Genomic DNA, 25688 nt, shown 5'->3' on the forward strand with positions numbered 1-25688 from the left:
CAAAGCTTACAACGGGAGTGCACCGGTTTCTACAGCTGGCTGCCAAACAAGGACCCCACAAGGAAGGTAGCTCCCAGCGCTAGGGTGCCGCCGAGCACTACACGGATAACGGGGCGCCCAACGGCGGCTCCGCCCAGCTTTGCGGACAGTGCGCCGGTCAGTGACAAAGACACCAGCGTCAACGTAAAGGTCGCCGCTACGCGCAGGGATACCGGTGTCAGCACCGCTGCGGCGAACGGTAGCGCCGCACCCAACAAAAACGCCAGGAACGATGCGATTGCTGCGGACCACGGGTTGACCTGGTGCTCGTCTGCAAAACCGCGGACTCTTTCAGAGTCGCGTTGGGAGGACACGGAGACGTACTCACCCAACGCCATCGAAATCGCGCCACCGACAACCGCGGCAAGACCCGCGGTGGCGATAGCGGAGGTGCTGTCGGTGGCACCCGCAACACCCACTACCACGGCGGCGGTGGACACGATGCCATCGTTGGCGCCTAAGACGCCGGCGCGCAGTCGGTTCATACGCTCGCCATGTCCAGCCTCAGACTGAGGCTGAGGCTGAGGCGCAGCGGCAGGCTCCTGCGCGACGTAAGTGCTAGTGGTGGGTTCTACTACAACGGTCATGCGTCCCATGGTGCACGGGATAAAACCCCTGTACAAGCAAGCAAAGGCTGCCTTTGTGCAGGTCAGGGTAGCTTTCCATAGGGCAGGCTCAGCAGCGCTTCGCACATGTTTACACAGCTAGAGCGAGAAATGCGGTTTAGAGCGATTCCGGGCCAAATGAGTAGGGCAGCAGTTCCTCGTTGAATATAAATGAGCGTAAACCTTCCCCGTCTTCCACAATCACGCGCTCGCAGCCGAACTCTCGGAGCACCTGGCGGCACGCGCCGCAGGGGAAGCACGGCTCGCCAGCCTTGCCCACAATTGCTACGGCTTCGATGATGAACCCGGCGTGGGTAACCTCGCGCGGTCCAGAGCCCACGATTGCTCCCGCGACGGCGTTGCGCTCGGCGCACATGCTCAAGCCATAGGAGGCATTTTCGAGGTTGCAGCCGGGGACCACGTGGCCGTTGTCAAGCAGAAGCGCACTGCCAACCGGAAATTTGGAGTACGGCGCGTACGCACGTGCCTGCGCCTTACGTGCGTGCTGGATCAGCTGAGCGTCAGTGACTGCGGAGGTGGCCATGGGAACACCTGGTTTTCTACTACCGTGATGGATTGACACCGAAATCATAACCAGAAGGAATCCACCATGGCCGAGCGTTTTGACGCCGTTGATGTCATCCGCACGAAACGCGACAACCAGCCCTTGAGCAAAGAACAGATCGACTGGGTGATGGATGCGTATACTCGCGGCGTAGTTGCCGAGGAGCAGATGTCGGCCCTGGCCATGGCTATTTTTCTCAACGGGATGAGCCGTAAAGAGATCGCGCAGTGGACCCAGGCCATGATCAACTCGGGCGAGACCATGAGCTTTGCCTCGCTTACGCGCGTTACCGCGGACAAGCACTCCACCGGTGGCGTGGGTGACAAGATCACCCTGCCCCTAGCACCCCTGGTGGCCACCTTCGGTGTGGCGGTCCCGCAGCTTTCTGGCCGCGGGTTGGGACACACCGGCGGCACGCTGGACAAACTGGAATCTATCCCCGGCTGGCAGGCCGCGATCTCAAACGAGCGCATGATGGAGATCCTCGAAGAACCCGGCTGCGTCATTTGTGCCGCAGGCAGCGGGCTTGCCCCGGCAGATAAGAAGCTTTACGCGCTTCGAGACATCACTTCGACTGTGGACTGCATCCCGTTGATCGCAAGCTCCATCATGAGCAAGAAGATCGCCGAGGGTACTGCGAACCTGGTGCTAGACGTCAAGGTGGGAACTGGTGCGTTTATGAAGGATATTGACGCCGCGCGCGATCTCGCCCAAACCATGGTTGACCTTGGAACCGATGCCGGAACGAACACGGTTGCCTTGATTACTGACATGTCCACCCCACTCGGCCGCAAGGTAGGCAATGCGCTTGAGGTGGAAGAAGCAGTTGAGGTCTTAGCCGGCGGCGGTCCGAAGGATGTTGTGGAGCTGACACTTTCGCTTGCCGACGAAATGCTCACTGCCGCCGGCGTCCCCGACGCTGATACTGCAGCGGCGTTGAAGGACGGCCGCGCCATGGACACGTGGAGGAAGATGATCCGCGCTCAGGGTGGCGACCCTGATGCCGCACTGCCCACAGCTGCGCACACGCACACCGTGACCGCGGATGTGGACGGTTATCTTGCGGAGCTGGATGCTTTGGCAGTCGGGGTGGCATCCTGGCGCCTCGGCGCGGGGCGTGCCCGCAGGCAAGATCCCGTGCAGTTTGGCGCCGGCATTGAACTCCACGCGGTGAAGGGCGAGAAAGTTACCGCTGGCCAGCCGCTGTTTACCCTGCATGCTGATGACGAGCGCCGCTTCGAACGCTCCCTGGAAGTTTTGCGCGACGGCTTCACCATCAGCGCCGAGGCGCCCGTACGCCGTGAATCCGTGGTGCTTGAGCGCGTCACCGCACGGTAGCGGGGTCTGACTGGTTTCGGGCTATGAAGTTCGCGGATGAGAAATACCCTGACTAAATAACTCTGAAGTACTGGCTAACTGTAGATACTCATCCAAGAAGCCTTCGCGCAGCTTGGTGGTGAACAGGAAATAATCGAGTGCAACGATCACAGCAAACACTGAGCTTCCTGCGTACGTACCGTTTAACCTTTCTGCGCGCCGTTTTACCCCTTCCGGCACCCGAGGGGGGTCGACGACGAAACAGTTCCAGAGGCGGGAGGAGTGGGCACATTTGTTTCTTATGAACGTGAAAGAACGCAACTGCGGCGACAAGTATGGCTTCCCTACCCCGAGGGCCGTGCAGGTTCCTTGATAAACAGCATTCCCGTCATTGCGGAAACTGATCGCTTTAGACAGTGTCCCTAGAGACAAGGCTTCTACTGCAGCCCATACGGGGACGTCGTCGGTCCACCGCTGGTTTACGTCTGTGCAGCCTTTCCGAAACTTTGCGATATATGGCTCACGTGAGCGGTTCAGCTCGTTGAGTATCAGCTCGTTGGTTGCCTTCATAGCGGGGTTGGGCGGACGCCTGTAAGCATCAGAGTCAAGATACTTTTCATAAGGAGAATGGATATCAGCTTCGCTGTATGCGAAAGCCGTTCTTGCCGATATTTCTGCAAGGTGAATGCCTTCAAGCAACAGAGTACGGAGTTCGATATCGAGGTTATAAATCTCCACTATGTCGTCCCAGTGAATATTGGGTTCGAAGTCTTCATTGCCATGTGAAGGAGCAACCTGGAAGTACCTCATGTAGCCAGAAAAGCGGTAATAATTGTGCTGCTTTAGAAAACTGGCCACAGCTTCTCTAGCGGGGAGCGTCAGACCCCGGCTAGAGAGCAAATCTACTTGACGGGGAATGGGAAGAAAAGGCTTCCGGCGATTCATCGTCTTAGAATAACAAGCCCCCCTCTCATATTTCGCTGATCTTACGAGAAGCTTGGAGGGGGTATCTGTTAAAAACAGAATAGCTTGAGGTGGGTAATTACAGCAACTTTTTGGGCAATTAATTACTCGGGGGTGCACTTTGGCGTCGTGAAGCAAAAGCCCATGTGAGAAACCTGCTGGAGCACAACGCCCAGTGCACGATAAGGAGTGCTGGGATGCTCAGCGCAACTGCGTCGAGCCAGTGTGAGCCGTTGACCTGGGCCACCTGGTGGCCGCCCATGCTGACCGTGCCGGTGGGGAAGGTGCACGACCACCACGCCGGCGAGTAGTCCACCCAGCGTGCCACGTTGGGGTAGAACTGCACCATCGCCCAGATGGCCAGCGGGATGGATAAGGTGAGCGCCACATAGCCGTACCACACCGAAAAGGTGCCCGGGTACATGATCTGGACGGCGGTTGTGGACTGTCCAACCACCCCCAGCGGCACCCATGCGGTAGCGGAGTTGGCGCCGGTTAAGTCCACACGTTTGTGCCACGCAGCCCAGTAGACGTAAGCGAAGGTGGGTACAGCGGTGAGGATGGACATGAAGAACAGTACGGTGCCGACGACGTGGTAGAACTGGCCGTAATCACGAGCCAGCCAACCCGCCACAGACGCGGAGATCATCGGGCCAACCAGGGGAAGGCCCCAGGTGAATTGGGGCTTGCCCTCGAACTTTCTCAGCTGGATGGTGTAGGTAAGGATGGTCAGCGGCGCACCGATCCAAAAGCCGATGAGACGGAATGCTCCGTTGCCGGTAAGACCCGAAAGTGCGGCACCCAAGGCGAGGATGCCGATGAAGTACATTGACCACGCAGCCATCGTGGTTCGCTCGAACCGGGGGAAGTGGTAGCGGAGAAAACCTGCGGTCAGCACGAGCAAAATGGCGCACGCGATTGCGGCAAACACGCCAGCGGCGACCATCATTTCTTCTTCAACCAGCAGGCGGGCGACGATTGAGGTGCCCATGAGGCTGCCGCCCCAAGCGGGGCCGGGTGGGGGAAGTTCGCGGAACTTGTCAGTCACGCCTGTATGGTAATCCCTTTGGCGTGTTCGGGGAACTTCGGGTGCTAGGTAGCGGGTTTGGCCAAAACTCCCGCCCGTACGCAGTCCGGCACCTCGAGTTTGCTTAAAGGTTGACGTTTCTGTGCTCTGGGTGCCTAATGGTCCAATGGGAAACTCGTCCAAGCGACCTACTTCTATGCGCCCTTCTAAGCGCCGCAACACAGCGGCTTTGCTGTCGGCGCCGCTGTTGTTTGCCGCCGTCGTGGCGGGGGCGATCAACCTCCGCGCGGGCATCGCCTCGGTGGGGCCGGTGCTGGAGGAAGCCCTAGCCTCGTTCGGTGCCGGCGCGTCACAGGCGGGCTTGATCACGGCGATGCCCGGCTTCCTCTTCGCGTTGATGGGCTTAAGCGCGGTGCCGATTGCCATGCGTTTGGGACTCACGCGCACCATCGCGCTTGGCGCCACATGCACATTTATCGGTTTGGCAGTGCGCCCGTGGGTTGGCCAGATGGCAGTATTTATCGTGCTCACCGGCCTTGTCGTTGCCGGCATCGCTGTGGCCAACGTGCTGCTGCCAGCCTGGATTAAGCAGCACGGCGGACGGCACGTGGTGGCGTTGATGACGGTCTACGGTGCACTGCTCGGCCTGTCCGGTGCCGTGGGCCCGTTGAGTGCGCTGGTGTTTTCTGGCAACGGCGCCTGGTCGTGGGCACTCGTCGTCTGGGCTGTGCCGGCAGCCGTGCAGGTTGTGGTGTGGACCGTGGTGGTAGCCAAGCTTGGTAATGACGCACCCCAGCACAACACCAACGGCGCTGAGCATGACCATGTCCTCGATGTTCCCCTGTGGCGTTCCCGAACGGCACGGTTCCTGCTGCTGTTTTTCGGTCTGCAGTCCATGAACGCCTATATCCAAATGGGATGGCTGCCGCAGATCTACCGCGACGCCGGCGCTTCCGCCACAACCGGCACAGTCGCGTTGGCGCTCCTCGGCAGCCTCAACGTGTTCGGCGGGTTGGTTATGCCGATACTGATTGCCCGCGCCCGCACACTCACCCCGTTCGTGGTTGCCTTCGCCGTTGCCACAGCAGCAGGGTATTTGGGGCTTTTGCTTACCGACGCCCACCTGCCCTACCTCTGGGCCTTCCTCCTCGGCGTCGGCGGATTCTGCTTCCCAACCGCCATCGCACTGATCCCGGCACGCAGCAGATCACACGTGGTCACAGCGAAACTGTCCGGATTTGTCCAGCCCTACGGGTACCTGATGGCAGGAGCAGGGCCATTGCTTGTTGGCGCCGCCTATGACGCGACGGGGCACTGGCACGGTATCCTCATCGCGCTCGTTGCCAGCGCTGTGCTCATGGGCCTTGTGGGTATTCGCGCGACGGCGGCTACCACCATCGATGATGAGTTGGCAGCCGCCGCGCGGAACTAGTGGGCATTTTCGGATAACTCTTTGACCAAGGGTAACTCAGGCGAACTTCATGCCCTCTCCCACGAAACCCTCACCTGTTTTCCCACAGTGTCAAACGGTCGTCGAACAATCGTCCTCAGATGAGTCGATTAGGTCTGCAAACTCGTCCACTCCCATGGTTGGCACACCGAACTCTGATGCAAGATTAATTGCGGCCTTATCATTGGTGACAATTACCCATTCTGGGTTGAACAGGCTTTGTTCGGTCTCCTCTATCTTTGCTAGTGCGCACGCCACTATGAGCGGGTCCGCTCCACCTTCATTACGGAAAGGTCGATGAGCTCAAGATCGCCGGGTTTGACTGTTTTGAGTATCTCTTTGAGAATCTCCAAAACCCGGATTGATGTTGGTGTTCATACTGCTGGAGGGCAAAACCTCGAATGTGAAGATGGTGAAGGAAGGTTGTCTTGGCTCACAGCGTTGACGCCCGAGCGAGTGGAATGAATCAGTTCCATAGTGGGCAGGGGTGCCGGGGATGGCCCGGTGATTGATGACGAAGCTGAGTCACAGTGGAATCTATCGTCCTACCTGTTGCTTTCGAGTTCGTGGCGTTGATCATTCCCGTTTAATTGGGATTTCCAAGCGAAGAGGGCCTTGACCAGAGTGGTTCCCGGCCAAGGCCTTGAATGGGCGGAGCGCTTAGTCCTTGCTATTGCGTCTTGACGTGAGGCTCCAGTAGATGCACATTGCTCCGATTACGGCGACAGTTCCAGCAGCCGCCATAACCGTAACTCCGCCCGTGCCCCGAGAGATTGCCAAGAGCACGCTCAGCAGCGAGAGCACGATAGCGATGACGCCAGCTCCAAACCCTACACGTTCGGAAACATTCATTTTCAACACCTCCTAGCTGGGGTCAGTAGTGCTTAGTTGAGCAGGCCGCGATTAGCCTTGCAAGCAGCGTTCTGTTGCCATGGCAGTTCCAATATAGGTCGTGGCGGCCCCTCCGATAACCAAGCTACCGCCGAGTGTGAGCGGTGCCGTTGCAGCTGCGCCGATAGCTGCCAGTTTCGCGATCATAGTTTTCTGAGTCATTTCAATACCTTTCTCGATTTCCGGTTGGGGTATTTAGGTTGGCAACAGATCACCGATCAAGTTTGCTTGCAATCCTGATCACTAATCGCTTGCATCATCCAGGTTACGGAAGCACTCTCCTATGTCTGTGAGACACGTCACGCAGACGATATTCCTCCTCTATATGCCAAATAAATTCGTTGAATCAAACTGTGATGACGGCACCGGCCGAGCTGGAGAGCGCGTTCGAGGAGGGCGTGGGCTTCGACGGCAGCTCGATTGAGGGCTTTAGCCGCATCTCCGAATCGGACACCCTCTTGCGGCCCGACCCGTCGACGTACCAGCCGCTGCCGTTCGACGAGGACACCGGCATCCAAACCGCGCGGATGTTCTGCGACATCACCATGTCCGACGGTGACCCGCTCTACGCCGACCCGCGCCACGTGCTGCGCCTTGGAGTACATGGGCATTGTCATCGAGTTCTCGCACCATGAGGGCTCGCCCGGCCAGCAGGAGATCGACCTGCGCCACACCGACGCGCTCACCATGGCAGACAACATTGTCACCTTCCGCTACATCGTGAAAACGGTCGCGGAGTTCAACGGGGTGCACGCCATCTTCATGCCAAGCCGTTTGCCAACTTGGACGGCGCGGCGGTGCACACGCACTTCTCTCTGTTCGAGGGCGACTCGAATGCTTTCCACGACCTGGACGATGAGATCAGCTTGCCCACAATGGGGCGGTGGTCTACAAGCCGTTGTTGGGTGCTGAAAAACGGCTCATTCGGACATGAAATCTCGGCCAAAATGGCCCTGAAATAGCGCCAACCCCGAGAATCCGCGTGGAATCTCGGGGTTTCGTCGTGCGAGGCGAGTCTTCCGAATATCTGCTGTTCAGAAGTCCGAAAGTGTCCCGAGGTCTAGCAGTCGAAGTAGAGCTCAAACTCCAGCGGCGTCGGACGCAGACGCGACGGGGCGATCTCATTGTCAACCTTCAAACGGATGTAGGTCTCAATGAGATCCTCGGTGAACACGTCGCCCTCGGTGAGGAAGTCGTGGTCCGCCTCCAGTGCGGCCAGGGACGCCTCCAGCGAGGTCGGTGCCTGTGGGATGTCCTTGGCTTCCTCCGGCGGCAGTTCGTAGAGGTCCTTGTCCACCGGTGCGTGCGGCTCAATACGGTTCTTAATACCGTCCAAGCCTGCAAGCATCATTGCGGCGAAGCCGAAGTAAGGGTTGCCGCTCGGGTCCGGCGCACGGAACTCGATGCGCTTGGCCTTCGGGTTCGTGCCTGTGATTGGGATACGGATCGCCGCGGAGCGGTTGCGCTGGGAGTACACCAGGTTGATCGGTGCCTCAAAGCCCGGCACCAGGCGGTGATACGAGTTCAGCGTCGGGTTGGTAAACGCCAACACCGCACCGGCGTGCTCCAGGATGCCGCCGATGTACCAGCGTGCGATGTCGGACAGGCCGCCGTAGCCCGATTCGTCGTAAAACAGCGGCTCCCCGTCCTTCCATAGGGACTGGTGTGCGTGCATGCCAGAGCCGTTGTCACCAGCCAGCGGCTTCGGCATAAACGTCACAGTCTTACCAAACTGCGTGGCGGTGTTCTTCACAATGTATTTGAAGTCCTGCAGGTCATCCGCGGCGTGCAGCAGGGTGTTGAAACGGTAGTTGATCTCCTGCTGGCCGCCGTTGCCCACCTCGCGGTGGAAACGCTCGATGCTAAATCCGCTCTTGGCTAGGTTGTGCACCATCGCGTCGCGGACTTCCACCGTCTTGTCGTGCGGCGGGACAGGGAAGTAGCCGCCCTTCCAGCGGTTCTTGTAACCAAGGTTCGGGCCACCGTCTGCCTCAACCTCGTTGCCGCGGTTCCACCAGCCTTCTTCAGCGTCGATCTCGTAGAAGGCGCGGTTGCCCTCAACCTCGTAGCGGATGTTGTCGAAGAGGTAGAACTCTGCCTCAGCACCAAAGCTGCACGTATCTGCAATGCCGGTCGACGCCAAGTACTCCTCGGCCTTCTTTGCCACGTTGCGCGGGTCGCGCGAGAACGCCTCGTGCGTAAACGGGTCATTGACAAAGAACTTCATGTTCAGCGTTTTCGAGCTGCGGAACAGATCAAGGCGTGCCGTTGCCAGATCCGGCATCAGCGTCATGTCGGATTCTTCGATGGTGGTGAAACCACGGATAGAAGAGCCGTCGAAAGCTAGGCCTTCCTCCATAACGTCTTCATTGAACATGGAGGTGGGGATGGAGAAGTGGTGCTCAATGCCCGGAACATCGGTGAATCTAACATCGATGAACTCGACTTCTTCGTCGCGGATGAATTTTTGAACGTCTTCGATGTTTTCGAAGCCCACGTGTATCTCCTTCAGGTGTAAAACAGTGCTCTCAATTTTAGACAAACGGCGGCCAGCTAGGGTGTGAGACATGTACGAAGATGACGCGGTGCCCTCATATCCGGGTGAATTTTTGGGTATGCCGAAAAACGGCTCTGGCTCACAGGCGTCCGTGATGCGACGCATGGTGGCGGTTTTGATCGATTGGCTGATCTGTCTTGCCATTGCAAGCTTCGCGGTCACCCAAACCGACGTGCTTGGGGACAGGGCCACGCTGACCTACTTGTTGTGGATAGCCATGGGGATTCTGTTTGGCTGGCTGTTCGCCCGTACCCCGGGGATGATGGTGCTGGGCATGGGGGTAGCCCGCGTCGATGCGGAGGCACCCGTGGGCTTCTGGCGGGCTGCGGTGCGCACCATCCTGACAGGGTTCATTTTGCCCGCGGCTCTTGTCGACGCTGATGGGCGCGGCATGCACGACCGCGCAACCAACACCACCGTGATCAGGCTCTAGGTGTTAATTGGCAGTAACGTCTCACAATCGAGCGGGTATTTTTACCGGCCCTTGCGCTCCTGCATACGACGCATCTTGCGGTTCATACCCGCTATGTTCTGTGCTTGACGAGGCAGCGGACCACCCGGCAAGCCCGGCATATTGCCGCCACGGGTACGCGCATCCATCGCATCCAGCTTTGCAGCCAGTCCGTACACGTCATTCTTCTGGTAGTTCTTCGGCAGCTTCAGCAGGTGCTTCTGCAAGTCACGCACGCGCACCTGGTTTTCGCCCTCACCGGCGTACACCTCATAAATAGGCACACCGGCAAGCAGACGGTCCACGCGCTTGTGCTCCTTCGCCATCAGAGTTTTCAGGCGATTCGGGTTGCCTTCACCCACCAGCACCACGCCAGGGTTGCCCATCACGCGGTGCACCGTGTCCATGTGCGTGTTTGCCTGCACGCCCGTCTGGGTCAGCCAGACAATGCCCATGGTGTTGCGCATGTTCTCCAGCGTCCAACCGGCAGCACCAGGGGTGTCACCAACCTCGTCATACATCGAGGCCTCAAGGCGACGAGAGAACACGAACATGGCCAGCACCACGCCGAGCAGCAGGCCTAGCACCAGCATGTACCACTGGCCGTTCCACAGCATGCCAAGGAGGAAAAACACAAGCGCTACGCCAAACACACACGCAAGCATGATCGGGATCAGCTTCGTATCCCGCTTGCGCTGGATGTTGAACGCTTGGATCAACTGCCCACGCGTCTGCTTGCCTTTCGCGCGCTTCGCGGCGCGAGCTTCTTTCTTGGCTGCCTTAGCAGCAGCCTTCGAATCCTCTTTAGCCATGCGACTCATGTTAGCGGGTGGTCACCGGGTGCTCTTTGCTCTCCCCGTACTTCGCCAGCAGGGTCGAGGCTTCCTGAGCAGTTTCGCCTTGCGACGTCTCCGCCAAGTGTTTCAAATTCTCCGGCAGTTCAAGCCCACGGTGCTCCATTGCCTCCACGTAGAGCTTGCCTGCGCGGTACGAGGAACGCACCAGCGGGCCGGACATAACAGCGCCAAAGCCCATCTCGTAGGCAGCATCGCGGTATTCGATGAACTCCTCAGGCTTCACCCAACGCTCAATCGGGTGGTACATGGGGCCCGGGCGCAGGTACTGGGTGATCGTGATGATGTCACAGCCAGCATCAACCAGGTCATGCAGTGCCTCCATAACCTCCTCACGCGTTTCACCCATACCTAGAATCAGGTTGGATTTGGTGATCAGACCAAAGTCACGAGCCTGGCGGATTACGTCTAAGGAACGCTCATAACGGAACGCCGGGCGGATGCGCTTAAAAATACGCGGCACCGTCTCCAAGTTGTGAGCGAACACCTCCGGGCGAGCCTCAAACACTTCCTGCAGAAGATCCGGCTTACCGGAGAAATCCGGAGTGAGGTTTTCCACACCGGTGTGCGGGTTGAGCTCATGAATCTTGCGCACAACCTCTGCGTAGAGCCAAGCGCCCTCATCCTCTAAGTCATCACGAGTCACGCCCGTAATCGTGGAGTAATTCAGATTCATCTCACGCACGGACTCGGCTACACGCAACGGCTCACCGCGGTCCAGCGGTTCTGGTTTTGCGGAGTTAATCTGGCAAAAATCACAGCGCCGCGAGCAATTAGCGCCACCGATCAAGAACGTGGCCTCACGGGATTCCCAGCACTCATGAATATTGGGGCAGCCAGCCTCCTGGCACACCGTGTGCAGCGAGGCGCCCTTGACCTTCTGCTTCATGTCCTCATACTCAGGACCGGTTTTTACAGCGTTACGGATCCAACGCGGTTTCGTTTCAATAGGGGTCTGCGCATTTCTTTTCTCAATGCGCAACAATTTTCTACCTTCAGGTGCTACAGTCACGCCCCCGACTGTAGTGGATATGTCAAGAGTGACGTTTTCGCAAACCTTTCGACGGGTCAGGGGCAGAACCAAACGAGTGGTCAGCGACGACGAGGTCGCCGGCGAGGGCGCGAATTAAAGCGTCGATAAGCAAAGGCTCCATCGAAGATGGGGTGACGTCACGACCAAGCTCAAGGCTCATCGTGGTCACATCCGCGTCATCAATACCGCAGGCCACGATGTGGTTGTAGTGCTCAAGCGTGTTGTCGCAATTCAGGCTCAGCCCGTGCATGGTCACCCCACGTGTGATGCGGATACCAAGTGCTGCAACCTTCCGGTCCCGTGACGGGGCAGCCGGATCCACTGCCTTTGTTGAGGCGGGCACCCACACCCCGGAGCGGCCATCAATACGCCCAGCCGTGTGCACACCAGCCTTGCGGACGGCCTCAATGATGGCCTCTTCAAGCCTGCGGACGTAATCAACCACATCCACCGGCTCAGCAAGCTTGACAATGGGGTAGACAACCAGCTGGCCCTCCCCATGCCACGTAATACGCCCGCCGCGATCCACAGTGACCACCGGCACCGGATACGACGGATCCGGCATATCCTCCGGCTGCGTGCGCTTCCCGGCCGTAAACGTCGACGGATGCTCTAGCACCAAAAACGTATCCGGCACCTCATCTGCAGCGCGTTTCGCAGCCAAATCAGCCTGCAGCGTCCACGTTTCGCGATAATCCACCATGCCCAGTCTGCGCACCTCAATCGGCGCGCTGGAGGCGCGAATGGACTTGTCAGCCGGGAAAAATGGATCGCGAGGGGCAGTCATGGATGAAAGTGTAATCAGTTCATTGCAAGCAGCGGCCTAGGAGGCCGCAGGGGTGTGGTTTCGGATATGGGGCGCAGCTTCACACGCAACGGGGTTGCCATGGGCGCGCATACTCCCGACACGCGTGAGCTGGCAGGTGAGTCTTCAGGAGGCGGTAATAAACCCCACCACCGAATAACAACTTAGACGCCGTTGGCTGCAGCGTACTCGTTTGCAGTCATCAGCTCTCCAACCTCTTCCACCTGGACCTCAAACAGCCAGCCTTCGCCGTAGGGGTCATTGTTGATGGTCTCGTATGCGCCATCGATGTCCTCGTTGACGGCGGTGACGGTACCGGTGACGGGGGAGTAGAGATCGGACACGCTCTTGGTGGACTCGATCTCACCACAGGTCTCACCAGCGGTCACAGTGTCGCCCACAGCTGGCAGCTCAGCGAAGACAACCTCGCCCAGGCGGTCAGCAGCAACGTCAGTGATGCCAACGCGCACGGTTGCGCCCACAGCGGTGTTCGGGGTGGCGTTGATCCACTCGTGGTCTTCGGAGTAGTAGAAATCAGGGTTCAAAGCCATGGCTTATGCGTCCTTTCGCTTGTAGAAGGGGGTTGCACTAATGGTAAACGGGTAACGCTTCCCGCGGATGTCAATTTCAACAGCGGTGCCAATTTCCGTGTGCTCAGGGTTGACGTGTGCAAGAGCAACGGGGTGGCCCAACGTTGGTGAAGGCTGGCCGGAAGTGACCACGCCGATCTTGTCTTCCGTGCCGGGCAGGAAGATCTCGGATCCCTCGCGGGCTGCACGGCGCTGCTCAGAGGTCAGGCCGACGATGACCACACTCGGCTCACGGCCCGTGAGAGCGTCCTTGCCTACAAAGTCGGCTTCCTTTTTTGCAAACGCACGTCCCATGCCTGCTTCAACGGGGGTGATCTCGGTGGAAAGCTCATGCCCGTAAAGGGGCATGGATGCTTCAAGACGCAACGAGTCACGCGAAGCCAGACCACACGGTGTGCCGTGATCAATCACGGCGTCCCACACTTTCTGGGCGTCGTCGCTTGCGCAGAACAACTCAAATCCGTCCTCGCCGGTGTAGCCGGTACGGGCAACGAATACCTCGACGTCTTCGCCGGTTGCACGCAGCGTGTTCCACGCACCGGAGTAGTAAGGCAAGTCCGTAGGATCGTTTGCAAGCTGGTCCTTGATCGCCTCAAGCGAACCCGGGCCCTGGACGGCGACGAGGCCGAACTGATCGGTGTTGTTGCTCAGCTGCACGTCAAAACCCTCAGCGCGTGCCTGGAACGCTTCCCACACCGCAGGGGTGTTTGCGGCGTTCGGCACAACCATGAAGTGATTGTCGCTGAACTTGTAGGTGATCAGGTCATCGATGATCCCGCCGTCGGCGTTGACAATCATCGAGTACTTCGCCTTGCCGTCCTTGAGCGTGCTCATGGTGGAGATCAGTGCGTAGTCCAGAAACGCACTGGCATCTAGGCCCTGCACGTTAATTTCACCCATGTGGGAGAGGTCAAAGATACCAACACCATTGCGTACGGCCCTGTGCTCATCAAGCTCATTGCCGTACTTCAGCGGCATCTCCCAGCCACCGAAATCAGTAAACGAAGCGCCAAGCTTTTCATGCGTGGCGTGAAGTGGGGTTTGTGCCATGTCAATCCTCCTTAGGCTTCAGCAGCCGGGTCTAGTTCCAAATCCAACACAATGTCGAAGGCCTCAGGCGGCGGGCAGGCGCACTGCAGGTTGCGGTCGCCGAATGCCTCGTCGATGCGGCGCACCGGCGGGAAGTACTTCGAACGCGCCAAGGTGTCCACCGGGTAGGCGGCCTTCTCGCGGGAGAATTCGTACGGCCAGACATCACGGATGACGCTTTTCGCGGTGTACGGGGCGTTGTGGATAACGGAGCGCTCGTACTCCACGTCACCGTCGATAATCTCCTGGATCTCCGTGCGGATGGAGCGCATCGCGGCAATGAAGCGATCCAGCTCAGCCTTGTCCTCAGACTCGGTTGGCTCCACCATCAGCGTGCCTGCAACCGGGAACGCCAGGGTGGGGGCGTGGAAACCGTAATCAATCAGACGCTTGGCCACATCGGCCGCCGTCACGCCGGACTGGTCGGTCAGCTCACGCAGATCCAGGATGCACTCGTGGCCAACCAGGCCATTCGCACCGGTGTAGAGCACTGGGAAGCTGTCGTGGAGCTTACGCGCAATGTAGTTGGCGTTGAGCACTGCGTGGGCGGTGGCGCTGCGCAGCCCCTCGGCGCCAGACATGGCGATGTAGGACCAAGAGATCGGCAGTACGCCCGCAGAGCCGTACAGGGTGGATGCCACCGGTACGCCACGGGTGTCCTCTGGGTCAGTCGGGTCGCCTGGCAGGAACGGAATGAGGTGTTCTGCCACGCCGATCGGACCAACGCCCGGGCCGCCGCCACCGTGCGGGATGGTGAAGGTCTTGTGCAGGTTCAGGTGGGACACGTCGCCACCAAAATCGCCCGGTCGGGCAATACCGGTCAGCGCGTTCATGTTCGCGCCGTCGATGTAGACCTGACCGCCGGCCGCGTGCACCTTGTCGCATACCACTCGTACATCCTTCTCGTACACGCCGTGCGTGGACGGGTAGGTCAGCATGATGGCAGCAACGTGGGAGCCGTACTTATCCAGCTTCTCTTCCAAATCAGCCAGGTCAATAGAACCGTCCTGGGCAGTCTTAACCACAACCACACGAAGATTCGCTAATGTTGCCGACGCCGCGTTCGTACCGTGCGCAGATGCCGGAATCAGGCAGATGTCACGCTCCGTGTCACCATTAGCAACGTGGTATGCGCGGATAGCCAAAAGGCCCGCCAGCTCACCGGTTGCGCCCGAGTTCGGCTGCACGCTGACCTCGGCGTAGCCGGTGATCTCCACCAGCCAGGATCGGATCTCATCGATCAGCTCACGCCAACCAGCGGTGTACGCATCCGGCGTGTACGGGTGGACGTTGGCAAAAGCAGGCCACGTGATTGCCTCAAGACCTGCCGTCGGGTTGAGCTTCATCGTGCAGGAACCAAGTGGGATCATCGTGCGATCCAGCGCCAAGTCCTTGTCACCCAGCGTGCGGATGTAGCGCATCATCTGGGTCTCAGAGTGGATGGTGTTAAACGTCACGTGGGTGAGGAACTCGGTTGCGCGCTCAAGCGACTCCGGAAGGCGCGCCGGGCTATCCGCGGCGGGGAAGTCCACACCAAAGCCGCGCAGCAAGGCGGCAACGTCTGCATCCGTGGTGTCTTCACCGAAAGACACGCCCACGGTGGTCGCATCAATCGGGCGAACCAAGTATCCCGCCTCAGCCAGTGAGTCCACAACGCCCTGCGCGTTATCCACCGCAACCGCCACGGTGTCAAAGAACTGCGCATGCTTCACCTTCACGCCGCCCTTTTCAAGCGCGGTAGCGAAGTCAGCTGCACGCTGGTGCACAGCGCGCGCAATCTTCTTCAGCCCTTCAGGGCCGTGGTAGACCGCATACATGGAGGCAGTGACCGCCAAAAGAGCCTGTGCGGTACAAATGTTGGAGGTTGCACGCTCACGACGAATATGCTGCTCACGCGTCTGCAACGCCAGACGGTAGGCCGGGTAGCCTTCCGAATCCTTGGACACACCCACGAGTCGGCCCGGAAGCTGGCGCTGCAGCTTTGTATTCACCGCCATGTATGCTGCGTGCGGGCCGCCGTAGAACAGCGGCACACCGAAACGCTGCGTCGAACCAATGGCAATGTCTGCACCAAGCTCACCCGGGGACTCCAGCAGCGTGAGAGCGAGAATGTCTGCGTCCACGGCAACCAGGCCGCCGCGCTCATGGATCGCCTCAATCACCGGGCGTGGGTCAACAATGTCGCCTTCCGTGCCCGGGTACGCAAGCACCGCACCAACCAGGTCTTCACCAACCACACCCTGGGTCAGGTCGGTGACCTCAACCTCAAGATCAATCGCGCGAGCGCGCTCAGTGGTCACCTTGATTACCTGCGGGTGCAGACGGGAATCCAGCAGTACTCTGCGACCCTTCTTCACCGCGCGAGACATCAGGCCGACGGCTTCGGCGGCGGCCGAGGCCTCGTCCAAAAGCGAAGCATTCGCAATATCCAGCCCAGTCAGGTCCTGGACCATGGTTTGGAAGTTCAAAAGAGCCTCCAGGCGGCCCTGGGAAATCTCAGCCTGGTACGGCGTATATGCGGTGTACCAGCCCGCGTCCTCCACAACACCACGGCGAATCACCGGCGGCGTCAGCGTGGAGGAAAAACCCTGCCCATAGAAGGCTCGCAGCACGGTGTTCTTGTCAGCGAGTTCCCGAAGCCGGGCCTGCGCCTCATATTCCGTCAGCGGGTCCGGAAGATCCAGCGGCTTGTCTGCCAAAATGCCTGAAGGCACCGCCGCAGCAATCAGCGCTTCAAGCGAGTCATACCCCAGTGCATCTAACAGCTGGTGCTGTTCATCCTGGTCCGGGCCAATATGTCGGGAAATGTAGTCCAACTAGAACTCCTTATCCAAGGCGTACAAATTACGCACCAGCATAGCGATTTGCGCAAGGCGCTTGCGGGGTTTCGGATTCTCTGTAGACAGCTCACAGGTAGGCCGAAGATGCAGCGTACGGCAGGTTTTGCATAGTATGCAGCAATGCGAAAACCCGGCACCGAAAGCGGTACCGGGTCTGCGTTTTCTAGGACGTATCTAGGACGTAACTAGGGCTTAGATGTCCAGGTCGGACTCGAAGTTGCCTTCCTCAATGCGGTCCTTGATGGTGGTCACGAAACGACCAGCATCCGCACCGTCAACCAGCTGGTGGTCGTAGGTGAACGGCAGGTAGCACATCTGGCGGATCGCGATGGAGTCAATGCCGTCCTCGGTCACAATGACCGGGCGCTTCTCAATTGCAGCGGTGCCCAGGATGCCTGCCTGCGGCGGGGTCAATATCGGGGTATCCAACAGCGCACCCTCGGAACCGATGTTGGTCACCGTGAAGGTAGCGCCAGACAAGTCGTCCGGACGCAACTTCTTGTTGCGTGCACGCTCAGCCAGGTCTGCAATCGCCTTAGCAATCTCAGCCAGGTTGAGGTCCTGAGCCTTCTTGATCACCGGAACCAGGAGGCCCTGCGGGGTATCCACAGCGATGCCGAGGTTGACGTCCTCGTGGTAGGTGATCTCCTTGGTCTCCGCGTTGAAGGACGCGTTCACGTTCGGGTGGGAGACCAGAGCCTCAGCCGTAGCCTTCACAAAGAACGCCAGGTAGGTGATGTTGGCACCATGCTTCTCGACGAATGCCGGCTTGACCTTCTTACGCAGCTCCGCAACACGAGTGACGTCCACTTCCTGCACGTGGGTGAGCTGTGCGGTGGTCTGCAGGGACTCGACCATCTTCGCAGCGGTGATCTCACGGATGCGGTTGACCTTCTGCGTGGTGCCGATGAGCTCCTGCTTTGCCGGATCCACGGACTTGGTGGACCAGTTGGCACGAGCACCCTTCGGCGCATCCTTCGTTGCAGCCGAAGCATCAGCAGCGGAGCCGCCCTCAGCAGCAGCCAGAACGTCCTGCTTGCGAATGCGGCCGCCAACACCGGTGCCCTCAACCGTGCTCAGGTCAACGCCGTGCTTCTCAGCCAGCTTGCGGACCAGTGGGGTGACGTACGGAACCTTGTCGCCGCGGTCCTCCAGCTTGGTAGAGGTGTTCACGGTTTCCTTCGGTGCTTCCTCCTTCGGTGCTTCCTGCTTCGGCGCTTCCTGCTTCGGCTCCTCGGCAGGCTTCTCTTCCTGCTTCGGTGCTTCCTTCGGCTCGTCTGCCGGCTCCTCAGCAGCTGCGTCAGCGTCGCCGATCACCACGATGGCCTGGCCAACGTCAACGGTGTCGTCTTCCTCAGCCAGGATTTCCAGGATCGTGCCTGCAACCGGGGACGGGATCTCGGTGTCAACCTTGTCGGTGGAGACCTCCAGCAGCGGCTCGTCCACCTCAACGGTGTCACCAACGGACTTCAGCCAGGTGGTAATCGTGCCCTCGGTTACGGATTCGCCCAGCTCCGGCATATCAACGGTGGTGGACTTGCCAGAGGCCTTCTTCGGTGCAGCCGCAGGCTTCTCTTCCTGCTTTGGCTCCTCCTTCGGTGCTTCAGCCTTGGGCTCTTCGGCCTTCTCCTCAGCCTCGTCTGCGGAGGACGCAGCAGCGTTCGCGTCACCAATGCGTGCGATGACTTCGCCCACCTCTACGGTGTCGTCTTCCTCGGCCAGGATCTCAACCAAGGTGCCTGCAACTGGGGATGGTATCTCGGTGTCAACCTTGTCGGTGGAGACCTCCAGCAGCGGCTCGTCCACCTCAACGGTGTCACCAACGGACTTCAGCCAGGTGGTAATCGTGCCCTCGGTTACGGACTCGCCCAGCTCCGGCATAGCAACGTCGGTTGCAGAACCGGAATCAGCAGGCTTTGCAGGAGCCTCTTCCTTCTCTGCCGGTGCTTCCTCTGCCGGTGCCTCAGCCTCAGCCTCTTCAGCCTCAGCCTCTTCAGCCTTGTCGGAGGAAGCGCCAGCTGCTTCGCCCTCTTCGCCGATGATGACGATCACGTCGCCCACCTCAACGGTGTCATCTTCTTCAGCCTTGATCTCCAGGATCACGCCGGCGACGGGGGAGGGGATTTCCGTGTCAACCTTGTCGGTGGAAACCTCCAGCAACGGCTCATCCACCTCAACAGTGTCGCCGACTTCCTTTAGCCAGGTCGTAATCGTGCCTTCGGTTACTGACTCGCCCAGCTCGGGCATCTCTACTGAGTGCGCCATGGTTGCAACGTCTCCTCATAATCTTTGTGGAAGTTATACGGTCTCACAGACTACCCGCTATCGCTTCGGCGCGTTGCTATTTGCACCCCCTGAACTAGGATGTTTCGACGTGTTCAACCTTTTCGGCAGAGGCAAACGCCATTCTCAGTTCGCCCCACCTCGTGCTCCAGGGGAGACAATCCGCCCCGACGATGCTGCATATTTGCGTGATTGGGTCCAGGGGCGCACGTTTGTTGAGGGATTTGTTGAGCCGGAAACCATGATTAATGAAATGTCCGTGGTCCTGGTGGATGAAAAGGGGAACTACACCCGCCGCCGCATCGGTGGGCCGAAGGGGATTGATGAGGTCGCTCGCATGTTGGGCATCTCGCTGTATGACGTCGAGGAGACCGGCTACCCTGACCGCATGCGCAAGAAAATTGAGCAGGAGCGCATTTTGCGCAAGCGGGCGGAACAAAAGGAACGCCGCGCTAAGTTTGAGCGCGGCGAGAATCCCTATAGCTAGGCCCAAAAACTAGGCCAAGAATGTTATGTCCATAGGGTTTTTGGACACGGAATCCATGGTGTTCTTGGACATTGCTAGCAGGCCACCCGGAAACAGGCTGGCTGCTAGCAGATAACGAAAACAAGCTTGCAAAACCCCAGGTGGAATGTGTAGACACAGCACCGTTTTCGTGTTGTGTGCTAGCAGACCACCTGGAAACAGGCTGCCTGCTAGCAGATCACGAAAACAAGCTTGCAAAACCCCAGGTGAAATGTGTAGACACAGCACCGTTTTCGTGTTGTGTGCTAGCAGGCCACCCGGAACCAGGCTGGCTGCTAGCAGATAACGAAAACAAGCTTGCAAAACCCCAGGTGGAATGTGTAGACACAGCACCGTTTTCGTGTTGTGTGCTAGCAAAACTAGGCCTGCAAAACTAGGCCCAGAAACTAAACCTGGTCAGCAGCGATACGGCTGATCGTCTCAACGATGGTGCGTACCGGCGCGCCGGTTGCGCGTGCAGGCACGTAGCCGTAGGCAGAGCCGCCGTTCCATGCCGGACCGGCGATGTCTAGGTGTACCCACTCAACGTCTTCCGGCACGAACTTAGAGAGGTAGAGGCCTGCGAAGCTGGTGCCGCCGGTGCGCTTGTTGTGGACGTTGCGCATGTCGGCAACTGGGGACTTCAGCTCCTCTTCCTGCTCTTCAAGCAGCGGCATTGCCCAAGCTGGTTCGCCGACACCGCGGCCGATCTCAGCAACCGTGTCACGGAACTCATCGGAGCCGATCACGGCGGTGGTACGTGCGCCGAGTGCGACAAGCTGTGCGCCGGTCAGAGTTGCGGCTTCGATCAAGTAGTTCGGGTTGTCCTCGCAGGCGCGCGCAATTGCGTCGGCAAGCACAAGGCGCCCCTCAGCGTCGGTATTGAGTACCTCGGAGGTCTTGCCGCCATAGTGCGTAATCACATCGCCCGGGCGGGTTGCGTTGCCGGAAGGCATGTTCTCAGCCATCGGCAGCCATGCATCAACACGCACAGGCAGCTTCAGCTTTGCTGCGGCAACGATCGCGCCCAACTGCGCTGCAGAACCGCCCATGTCCGAAATCATGTCTTCCATGTTTGCGGACGGCTTCAGCGAGATGCCGCCGGTATCAAACGTGATGCCCTTGCCAACCAGGGCGATGTGCTTGTCACCGCCACCGTCGTAAGACACGTGCACCAGCTGCGGACCCTTCTTGGAGCCCTTGCCAACTGCCACGATGCCACCGAAGCCCTGCTCAACCAGCTGGTCGCCCGAGATGACCTCTACCGTCAGGTCAACCTCATCCTTCCATTCTTCGGCCAGGTCCTTGACAATGCCGGCGTAGGCTTCCGGGTAGAGGAACGCAGCCGGGGTGTTGACCAAGTCGCGAGAGAAGTTCACAGAATCGGCCACAGCAACCGCGCGTTCAAACTCCTCCTGGTCAGCACCAACCACGGTCACGGTGGCGGGGGAGCTGTCCTTGTCACTGTCCTTGTCAGTGTCCTTACCACTGTCCGACTTGAAGCCTGCGTACTTGTAGCTGCCCAGAAGCAGACCCTCAACAACGGCTTGGGTGCCAAACTCGCAGGATGCGGCGGCTTCCTTGAGATCGCCAAGCGCGCGGGCTGCGACACCGTAAGCGCGGCGTACCGCCTCATCATCGATGTCGTCGGCGTTGCCCAGGCCGGTGGTGAGGTAGACGGTGCCGTTGATAAGCAGGCGAAGCGTCTCGCCCGCGCCACCCTTGGCGCCGAGAGCGGACAGGGCATCGAGGAGACCTTCCGGCGCCAGCGTGGTCACTGGAAGCTCAAGGCCGTCAGTGCCTTTGGCAATGGGCACGATGCGTGCAGCAGTAGTAGGAGCAGAGTCAGCAGTCTTAAGTGCCACGGTTGTGCCGCGGACACTGAAATTGTTCAACTTCATAGGAGTAAGGTTAGGTCATGTCTTCGATTGAATTCAGCATTACGAAAACCGACAACCCTGTGAGCGACGTGGAGCGTCAGGCGATTCTGGAGAACCCCGCCTTCGGCCAGACGTTCACCGACCACATGGTTTCCATTGAGTGGACCGAGGAAGACGGCTGGCACGACGCACAAGTGCGCCCCTACGGTCCGATTTCTTTGGACCCGGCAACCAGTGTGCTGCACTACGGCCAAGCGATCTTCGAGGGCCTGAAAGCCTACCGCCATGAAGATGGCTCCATCACCACGTTCCGACCGGAGCAAAACGCTGCACGTTTCCAGCACTCCGCGCACCGCTTGGCCATGCCGGAGCTGCCGGAAGAGACATTCATCGAAGCGATCAAGCAGCTGGTGACCGTGGACCAGGACTGGGTGCCGGCAGCCGGCGGTGAGGCTGCCCTGTACCTGCGCCCGTTCATGATTTCTACGGAGCCGACCCTGGGGGTCAAGCCGAGTAGCTCCTATACCTTCTACCTCATTGCGTCACCTGCCGGTGCCTACTTCTCCGGCGGCATCAAGCCGGTAAGCGTGTGGATTTCCAAGGAGTACGTCCGTGCAGCACCTGGTGGTACTGGTGATGCCAAGTTTGCTGGCAACTATGCCGCCTCCCTGCTGGCTCAGGCTGAGGCTGAGGAAAAAGGCTGCGACCAGGTTGTGTGGCTGGACGCAATCGAGCGCAAGTACATCGAGGAAATGGGCGGCATGAACCTCATGTTCGTCGAAGGCTCTGGGGATAACGCCAAGCTGATCACCCCCGCCCTGTCGGGCTCCTTGCTGGCCGGTATTACCCGCAAGTCCCTGCTGCAGGTTGCGCAGGACCTGGGATATGCGCCGGAGGAGCGCAAGATTACTGTCGACGACTGGCGCAACGGTGCCGAATCCGGCCAGATCACCGAAACGCTGGCCTGTGGTACGGCGGCGGTTATCACGCCTGTGGGCCGTGTGCTCTCCGCAGATGGTGAGTTCACCATCAACAACAACGAAGCAGGCCCAATCACCTTGCAGCTGCGTGAGCGCCTGCGCGGTATCCAAAACGGCACCGTGGAAGACACCCACGGCTGGAACTGCCGCCTGGTTTAAACCGGGGTTAGGCCCGGTTGAAACGGACCTACGCGGTATCGGACAGGGCGTCAGCAACCAGCTCGGCGGCGAGGTTGATGGTTGGCAATGCTGCCAACCCGCCAGCCGCTTGGCCGACGGTGCAGTCCAACGCCAACACCGGCGTAAGTTCGAGCGCCTCCAAGCAGGTCACGTGGCAAGGCTCAGCGGTGAGCTGGCTGGCAATCAGCCAGCGCTTCGTGCCGGGCGCCATGCGCTCAGCCACGTAGGCAGCAACGGCGGCGTATGCCCCGTCAATAACCACGGGGGTACGGCGAGCAGCCGACTGCGCAATTACCCCCACCAGGCAGGCGAAATCTGGCCCGCCAATCGCTGCGATTACGCGCTCTTCATCATCGCGGAAGGACCGTACACGAAACATCGCGTCCCTGATCGCGGTGACTTTGACCTTCCACACTTCATCATTAATCCCGGAACCCCGGCCGATCGCCTTCACGGGTTCCGTGCGGGTGAACACGCCAAACAGGGCAGCGGCAACCGTGGTGTTACCCACGCCGCAATCCCCCGGAATGATCAGATCTGCGCCAGCATCAATCTCTTGGTCAGCAATTGCGATGCCGTGCTCGAATGCCGTAGTGCACTCCTCGGGCGTCATCGCGGGTTCGGTATCGATAGGGCGGGTGGGGTGGTTCACGTAGGCATCGATAAGCCTGATGCTTCCACCAGCAAGCCTGGCAGCCGCATTCACCGGACCGCCCCCTGCAGCGATCTGCTGCACCTGCTGCCGTGCTGCATCCTGCACCCACGCCGAGACTCCACGCTGGGCAATCCCATGATTGCCAGCCACCACAACCGCACGCGCACGCGTAAACGGCTGCGGCACATCCTCACCCTGCACTGACGCCACCCACGCGCCGAACTGCGCTAAACGGCCCAACGAACGGCCAGGGACCGAAGCCTGCAGGCTGTCCAGAATCGTCTGCCTGCGCGACGCACTCGGCGCCTCAACGGGAGGGAATTGCACAGCCACAGCCTAGACCTTTTGGCCCAACTCAACTTGCGGCTTCGGAGAACGCCAGCTGCGCATCTGCGACGCACGCGTCCATGCGTACATGCCCAGCGCAAAACCAGTGTCCGAGGTCCCCGGGAACTTCTTGCGCACATCACTATTCACACGCTTGCCAACAATGAACGCCTCCAAGAAGATTGTGACCACAAAAATGAACGTCACAATACTCAGCGCCGCAGCAAGACGTGGCAAGAACGTGCCAATAAACATCACTGCCAGCAGCACCATGGCAAACGGCATGGCGTAGTTGTTAAACAGACGGCGGGAATCAACCCAGTCGCGCACGTAACGGCGTACCTCGCCGCGGTCACGCTCCATCAGATAGCGATCATCGCCCGCGTCGATGCGCTGCTGCATTTCACGCGACGCCTTACGACGCTCCTCGCGCTCCTGCTGCTTGTACGCCTTCCACTCGTCCTTACTCATGGACTGCTTGAGTTCTTTTCTGCGCTGCGCCTCCTGCGCCGGTGTGGCCGCATTCGGATCACGCACCACGCCGCGCTTGACCTCTTGATCATGACGCTTCGGCGTAGGCTTGCCTTTTGGCGGGGTGTAGCCCTTCGGGTGTTGCGGCTCCGGTTCGGTCGCCGCGTGAGCGTCCGTATTCGTGCCCGTCTTCAACGTATCGGCATCAGCTGCCGTTTCAGATTTCTGCCAGGGAAGTTTCACGTGTCCTAGGCTACAAGGCCATCCCTACAGTCCAAAGGCAGGATGCTGGAATAGTTCGGGTGTGCATGACGTTGCATGGCGTAGTTGGAGTACGCTGGGCGCAAACTCCACCAGAAACGTGAGGAGAAAACAATGACTGCACCAACTTCCGCAACAGGAGTAACCCTGACCGAGGCAGCAGCTGGCAAGGCAAAAGCACTGCTAGACCAGGAAGGCCGCAACGACCTTTCCCTGCGTATTGCTGTGCAGCCGGGTGGCTGCGCAGGCCTGCGCTACCAGCTCTACTTTGATGACCGTGAGCTTGACGGCGACAAGGTCGATGAGGTTGGCGGTGTCCGCCTCGTCGTAGACAAGATGAGCGTGCCATACCTGAGCGGCGCAACGATCGACTTCGCTGACACCATCGAGCAGCAGGGCTTCACCATTGACAACCCGAACGCAGGTTCCGCTTGCGCTTGTGGCGACAGCTTCAACTAAGCCGCTGCTAGTTTGCAGCGAATAGTTTGTAGCGAATTCCGCTGCGCGGAAAACTTCCCTGGGATTGTTGAATGACCTTAGGGGAGAGTTTCCGCGTGGCGGAATTTTTTGATGGGGGCTTAGGAGGTGTACTCGAGAGAATCGCGGATGATTTCAACACCTGCAACCTGGTCGCTGTCGTCATTAGGCAGCAGGAACCAGACACCATCGATATCAGTGTCGGCCTAGGTCGTCGCTGACGCGAATGATAATCGTTGGGTTTTCAGGGTTGTCGGTGTAGGACTTCGTCCAGCCGTCTGTAGGTGAATAGTCCGTAACCTCGCTTACTCCTTCAGGTAGGGCAAACGTGATGGTGGAGGTGCCGCCGCGCTGGGCGACGCTTGAAGTTGCTGTGCTGGTTTCCGTTTGGGCAGCTTCCTCGCCCGACCCGCACGCCGAAGCGAAAAGTGTCATTGATGCCATGATGCTGATGATGCTGATGCCAAGGGTTCGCTTCTCACTTGCCAAGTATCGCGTGTAATCGGCGATTGCGCAGTGCGTCTGCTAGCACACAACGTGTTTTCCGTCCAATGTATTGACATGCGACCTGCGGGAATGCGGGAGGAAATTTT

22 protein-coding genes and 1 pseudogene are annotated in these 25688 nt (G+C 59.2%); 7 read left to right on the top strand and 16 right to left on the bottom strand.

The window, feature by feature from the left end; all coding sequences use genetic code 11:
• Positions 1–29: 29 nt before the first annotated feature.
• Positions 30–626 (bottom strand): VIT1/CCC1 transporter family protein, encoded by a 597-nt coding sequence (locus tag HMPREF3101_RS05370; protein ID WP_083280103.1) that lies wholly within the window; start codon positions 624–626, stop codon positions 30–32.
• 136 nt (positions 627–762) lie between these two features.
• Positions 763–1188, bottom strand: a complete 426-nt coding sequence (locus tag HMPREF3101_RS05375; protein ID WP_070463441.1) for a cytidine deaminase — start codon at positions 1186–1188, stop codon at positions 763–765.
• Between the two features lie 66 nt (positions 1189–1254).
• On the opposite strand from HMPREF3101_RS05375, the gene HMPREF3101_RS05380 reads away from it, so the two are divergent.
• Positions 1255–2547, top strand: a complete 1293-nt coding sequence (locus tag HMPREF3101_RS05380; protein WP_070463444.1) for a thymidine phosphorylase — start codon at positions 1255–1257, stop codon at positions 2545–2547.
• Positions 2548–2568: 21 nt separating this feature from the next.
• Here HMPREF3101_RS05380 and HMPREF3101_RS05385 read toward each other — a convergent pair whose 3' ends face one another.
• Complete coding sequence (locus HMPREF3101_RS05385) at positions 2569–3471, bottom strand: Abi family protein (RefSeq protein WP_070463446.1); 903 nt, start codon at positions 3469–3471, stop codon at positions 2569–2571.
• A 118-nt stretch (positions 3472–3589) separates the two neighbouring features.
• Positions 3590–4537 carry a TDT family transporter gene (locus HMPREF3101_RS05390; protein WP_256365745.1) on the bottom strand — a complete coding sequence of 316 codons (948 nt, stop codon included), beginning with the start codon at positions 4535–4537 and terminating at the stop codon, positions 3590–3592.
• A 175-nt stretch (positions 4538–4712) separates the two neighbouring features.
• On the opposite strand from HMPREF3101_RS05390, the gene HMPREF3101_RS05395 reads away from it, so the two are divergent.
• Both HMPREF3101_RS05395 and HMPREF3101_RS11725 read left to right on the top strand, forming a co-directional pair.
• A complete protein-coding gene (locus tag HMPREF3101_RS05395) occupies positions 4713–5948 on the top strand; it encodes an MFS transporter (RefSeq protein WP_070463451.1) in 1236 nt (411 codons plus the stop codon).
• Positions 5949–7204: 1256 nt separating this feature from the next.
• Positions 7205–7741, top strand: a pseudogene (locus tag HMPREF3101_RS11725) (glutamine synthetase beta-grasp domain-containing protein); the annotation flags it as partial.
• 176 nt (positions 7742–7917) lie between these two features.
• On the opposite strand, the gene glnA reads toward HMPREF3101_RS11725, so the two are convergent.
• The gene (gene glnA / locus HMPREF3101_RS05415; protein ID WP_070463459.1) at positions 7918–9354 is read right to left on the bottom strand and encodes a type I glutamate--ammonia ligase; all 1437 of its coding nucleotides are present in this window, start codon (positions 9352–9354) and stop codon (positions 7918–7920) included.
• Between the two features lie 70 nt (positions 9355–9424).
• Between glnA and HMPREF3101_RS05420 the strand changes: the two genes are divergently transcribed.
• Complete coding sequence (locus HMPREF3101_RS05420) at positions 9425–9847, top strand: RDD family protein (RefSeq protein WP_070463461.1); 423 nt, start codon at positions 9425–9427, stop codon at positions 9845–9847.
• A 41-nt stretch (positions 9848–9888) separates the two neighbouring features.
• Here the strand turns inward: HMPREF3101_RS05420 and HMPREF3101_RS05425 are convergent, their stop codons facing one another.
• The 7 genes from HMPREF3101_RS05425 to sucB form a co-directional block, all read right to left on the bottom strand.
• Positions 9889–10677, bottom strand: coding sequence for a DUF4191 domain-containing protein (locus tag HMPREF3101_RS05425; RefSeq protein WP_070463655.1), 789 nt, complete (start codon positions 10675–10677; stop codon positions 9889–9891).
• 10 nt (positions 10678–10687) lie between these two features.
• The gene (lipA, locus tag HMPREF3101_RS05430; protein WP_070463463.1) at positions 10688–11731 is read right to left on the bottom strand and encodes a lipoyl synthase; all 1044 of its coding nucleotides are present in this window, start codon (positions 11729–11731) and stop codon (positions 10688–10690) included.
• 22 nt (positions 11732–11753) lie between these two features.
• The gene (gene lipB, locus HMPREF3101_RS05435) at positions 11754–12539 is read right to left on the bottom strand and encodes a lipoyl(octanoyl) transferase LipB (RefSeq protein ID WP_070463465.1); all 786 of its coding nucleotides are present in this window, start codon (positions 12537–12539) and stop codon (positions 11754–11756) included.
• Positions 12540–12721: 182 nt separating this feature from the next.
• Positions 12722–13108: a glycine cleavage system protein GcvH gene (gcvH, locus tag HMPREF3101_RS05440; RefSeq protein ID WP_070463467.1), complete on the bottom strand. Its 387-nt coding sequence runs from the start codon at positions 13106–13108 to the stop codon at positions 12722–12724.
• A gap of 3 nt (positions 13109–13111) precedes the next feature.
• Positions 13112–14197, bottom strand: a complete 1086-nt coding sequence (gene gcvT, locus HMPREF3101_RS05445) for a glycine cleavage system aminomethyltransferase GcvT (RefSeq protein ID WP_070463469.1) — start codon at positions 14195–14197, stop codon at positions 13112–13114.
• Positions 14198–14208: 11 nt separating this feature from the next.
• A complete protein-coding gene (gene gcvP, locus HMPREF3101_RS05450; RefSeq protein ID WP_070463471.1) occupies positions 14209–17052 on the bottom strand; it encodes an aminomethyl-transferring glycine dehydrogenase in 2844 nt (947 codons plus the stop codon).
• Positions 17053–17268: 216 nt separating this feature from the next.
• Positions 17269–19341 (bottom strand): 2-oxoglutarate dehydrogenase, E2 component, dihydrolipoamide succinyltransferase, encoded by a 2073-nt coding sequence (gene sucB, locus HMPREF3101_RS05455; RefSeq protein ID WP_070463473.1) that lies wholly within the window; start codon positions 19339–19341, stop codon positions 17269–17271.
• 109 nt (positions 19342–19450) lie between these two features.
• Here sucB and HMPREF3101_RS05460 point away from each other — a divergent pair, with 109 nt between their 5' ends.
• Positions 19451–19846 (top strand): oxidoreductase, encoded by a 396-nt coding sequence (locus tag HMPREF3101_RS05460; protein WP_070463475.1) that lies wholly within the window; start codon positions 19451–19453, stop codon positions 19844–19846.
• A gap of 425 nt (positions 19847–20271) precedes the next feature.
• Here the strand turns inward: HMPREF3101_RS05460 and HMPREF3101_RS05465 are convergent, their stop codons facing one another.
• Positions 20272–21765: a leucyl aminopeptidase gene (locus tag HMPREF3101_RS05465; RefSeq protein WP_070463477.1), complete on the bottom strand. Its 1494-nt coding sequence runs from the start codon at positions 21763–21765 to the stop codon at positions 20272–20274.
• Positions 21766–21782: 17 nt separating this feature from the next.
• Here HMPREF3101_RS05465 and HMPREF3101_RS05470 point away from each other — a divergent pair, with 17 nt between their 5' ends.
• Positions 21783–22883: a branched-chain amino acid aminotransferase gene (locus HMPREF3101_RS05470; protein WP_070463479.1), complete on the top strand. Its 1101-nt coding sequence runs from the start codon at positions 21783–21785 to the stop codon at positions 22881–22883.
• Between the two features lie 28 nt (positions 22884–22911).
• Here the strand turns inward: HMPREF3101_RS05470 and HMPREF3101_RS05475 are convergent, their stop codons facing one another.
• Positions 22912–23886 (bottom strand): nicotinate-nucleotide--dimethylbenzimidazole phosphoribosyltransferase, encoded by a 975-nt coding sequence (locus HMPREF3101_RS05475; RefSeq protein ID WP_371327070.1) that lies wholly within the window; start codon positions 23884–23886, stop codon positions 22912–22914.
• A gap of 9 nt (positions 23887–23895) precedes the next feature.
• Complete coding sequence (locus HMPREF3101_RS05480) at positions 23896–24600, bottom strand: DUF3043 domain-containing protein (RefSeq protein WP_070463483.1); 705 nt, start codon at positions 24598–24600, stop codon at positions 23896–23898.
• A 132-nt stretch (positions 24601–24732) separates the two neighbouring features.
• On the opposite strand from HMPREF3101_RS05480, the gene HMPREF3101_RS05485 reads away from it, so the two are divergent.
• Entirely contained in the window at positions 24733–25077 is a 345-nt protein-coding gene (locus HMPREF3101_RS05485; RefSeq protein WP_070463485.1) for a HesB/IscA family protein, read from the top strand.
• Positions 25078–25290: 213 nt separating this feature from the next.
• Here HMPREF3101_RS05485 and HMPREF3101_RS11885 read toward each other — a convergent pair whose 3' ends face one another.
• Entirely contained in the window at positions 25291–25539 is a 249-nt protein-coding gene (locus HMPREF3101_RS11885) for a hypothetical protein (protein WP_141737367.1), read from the bottom strand.
• Between the last annotated feature and the right edge of the window lie 149 nt (positions 25540–25688).

It is taken from the genome of Corynebacterium sp. HMSC29G08 (genome assembly GCF_001806875.1).
Lineage (GTDB): Bacteria > Actinomycetota > Actinomycetes > Mycobacteriales > Mycobacteriaceae > Corynebacterium.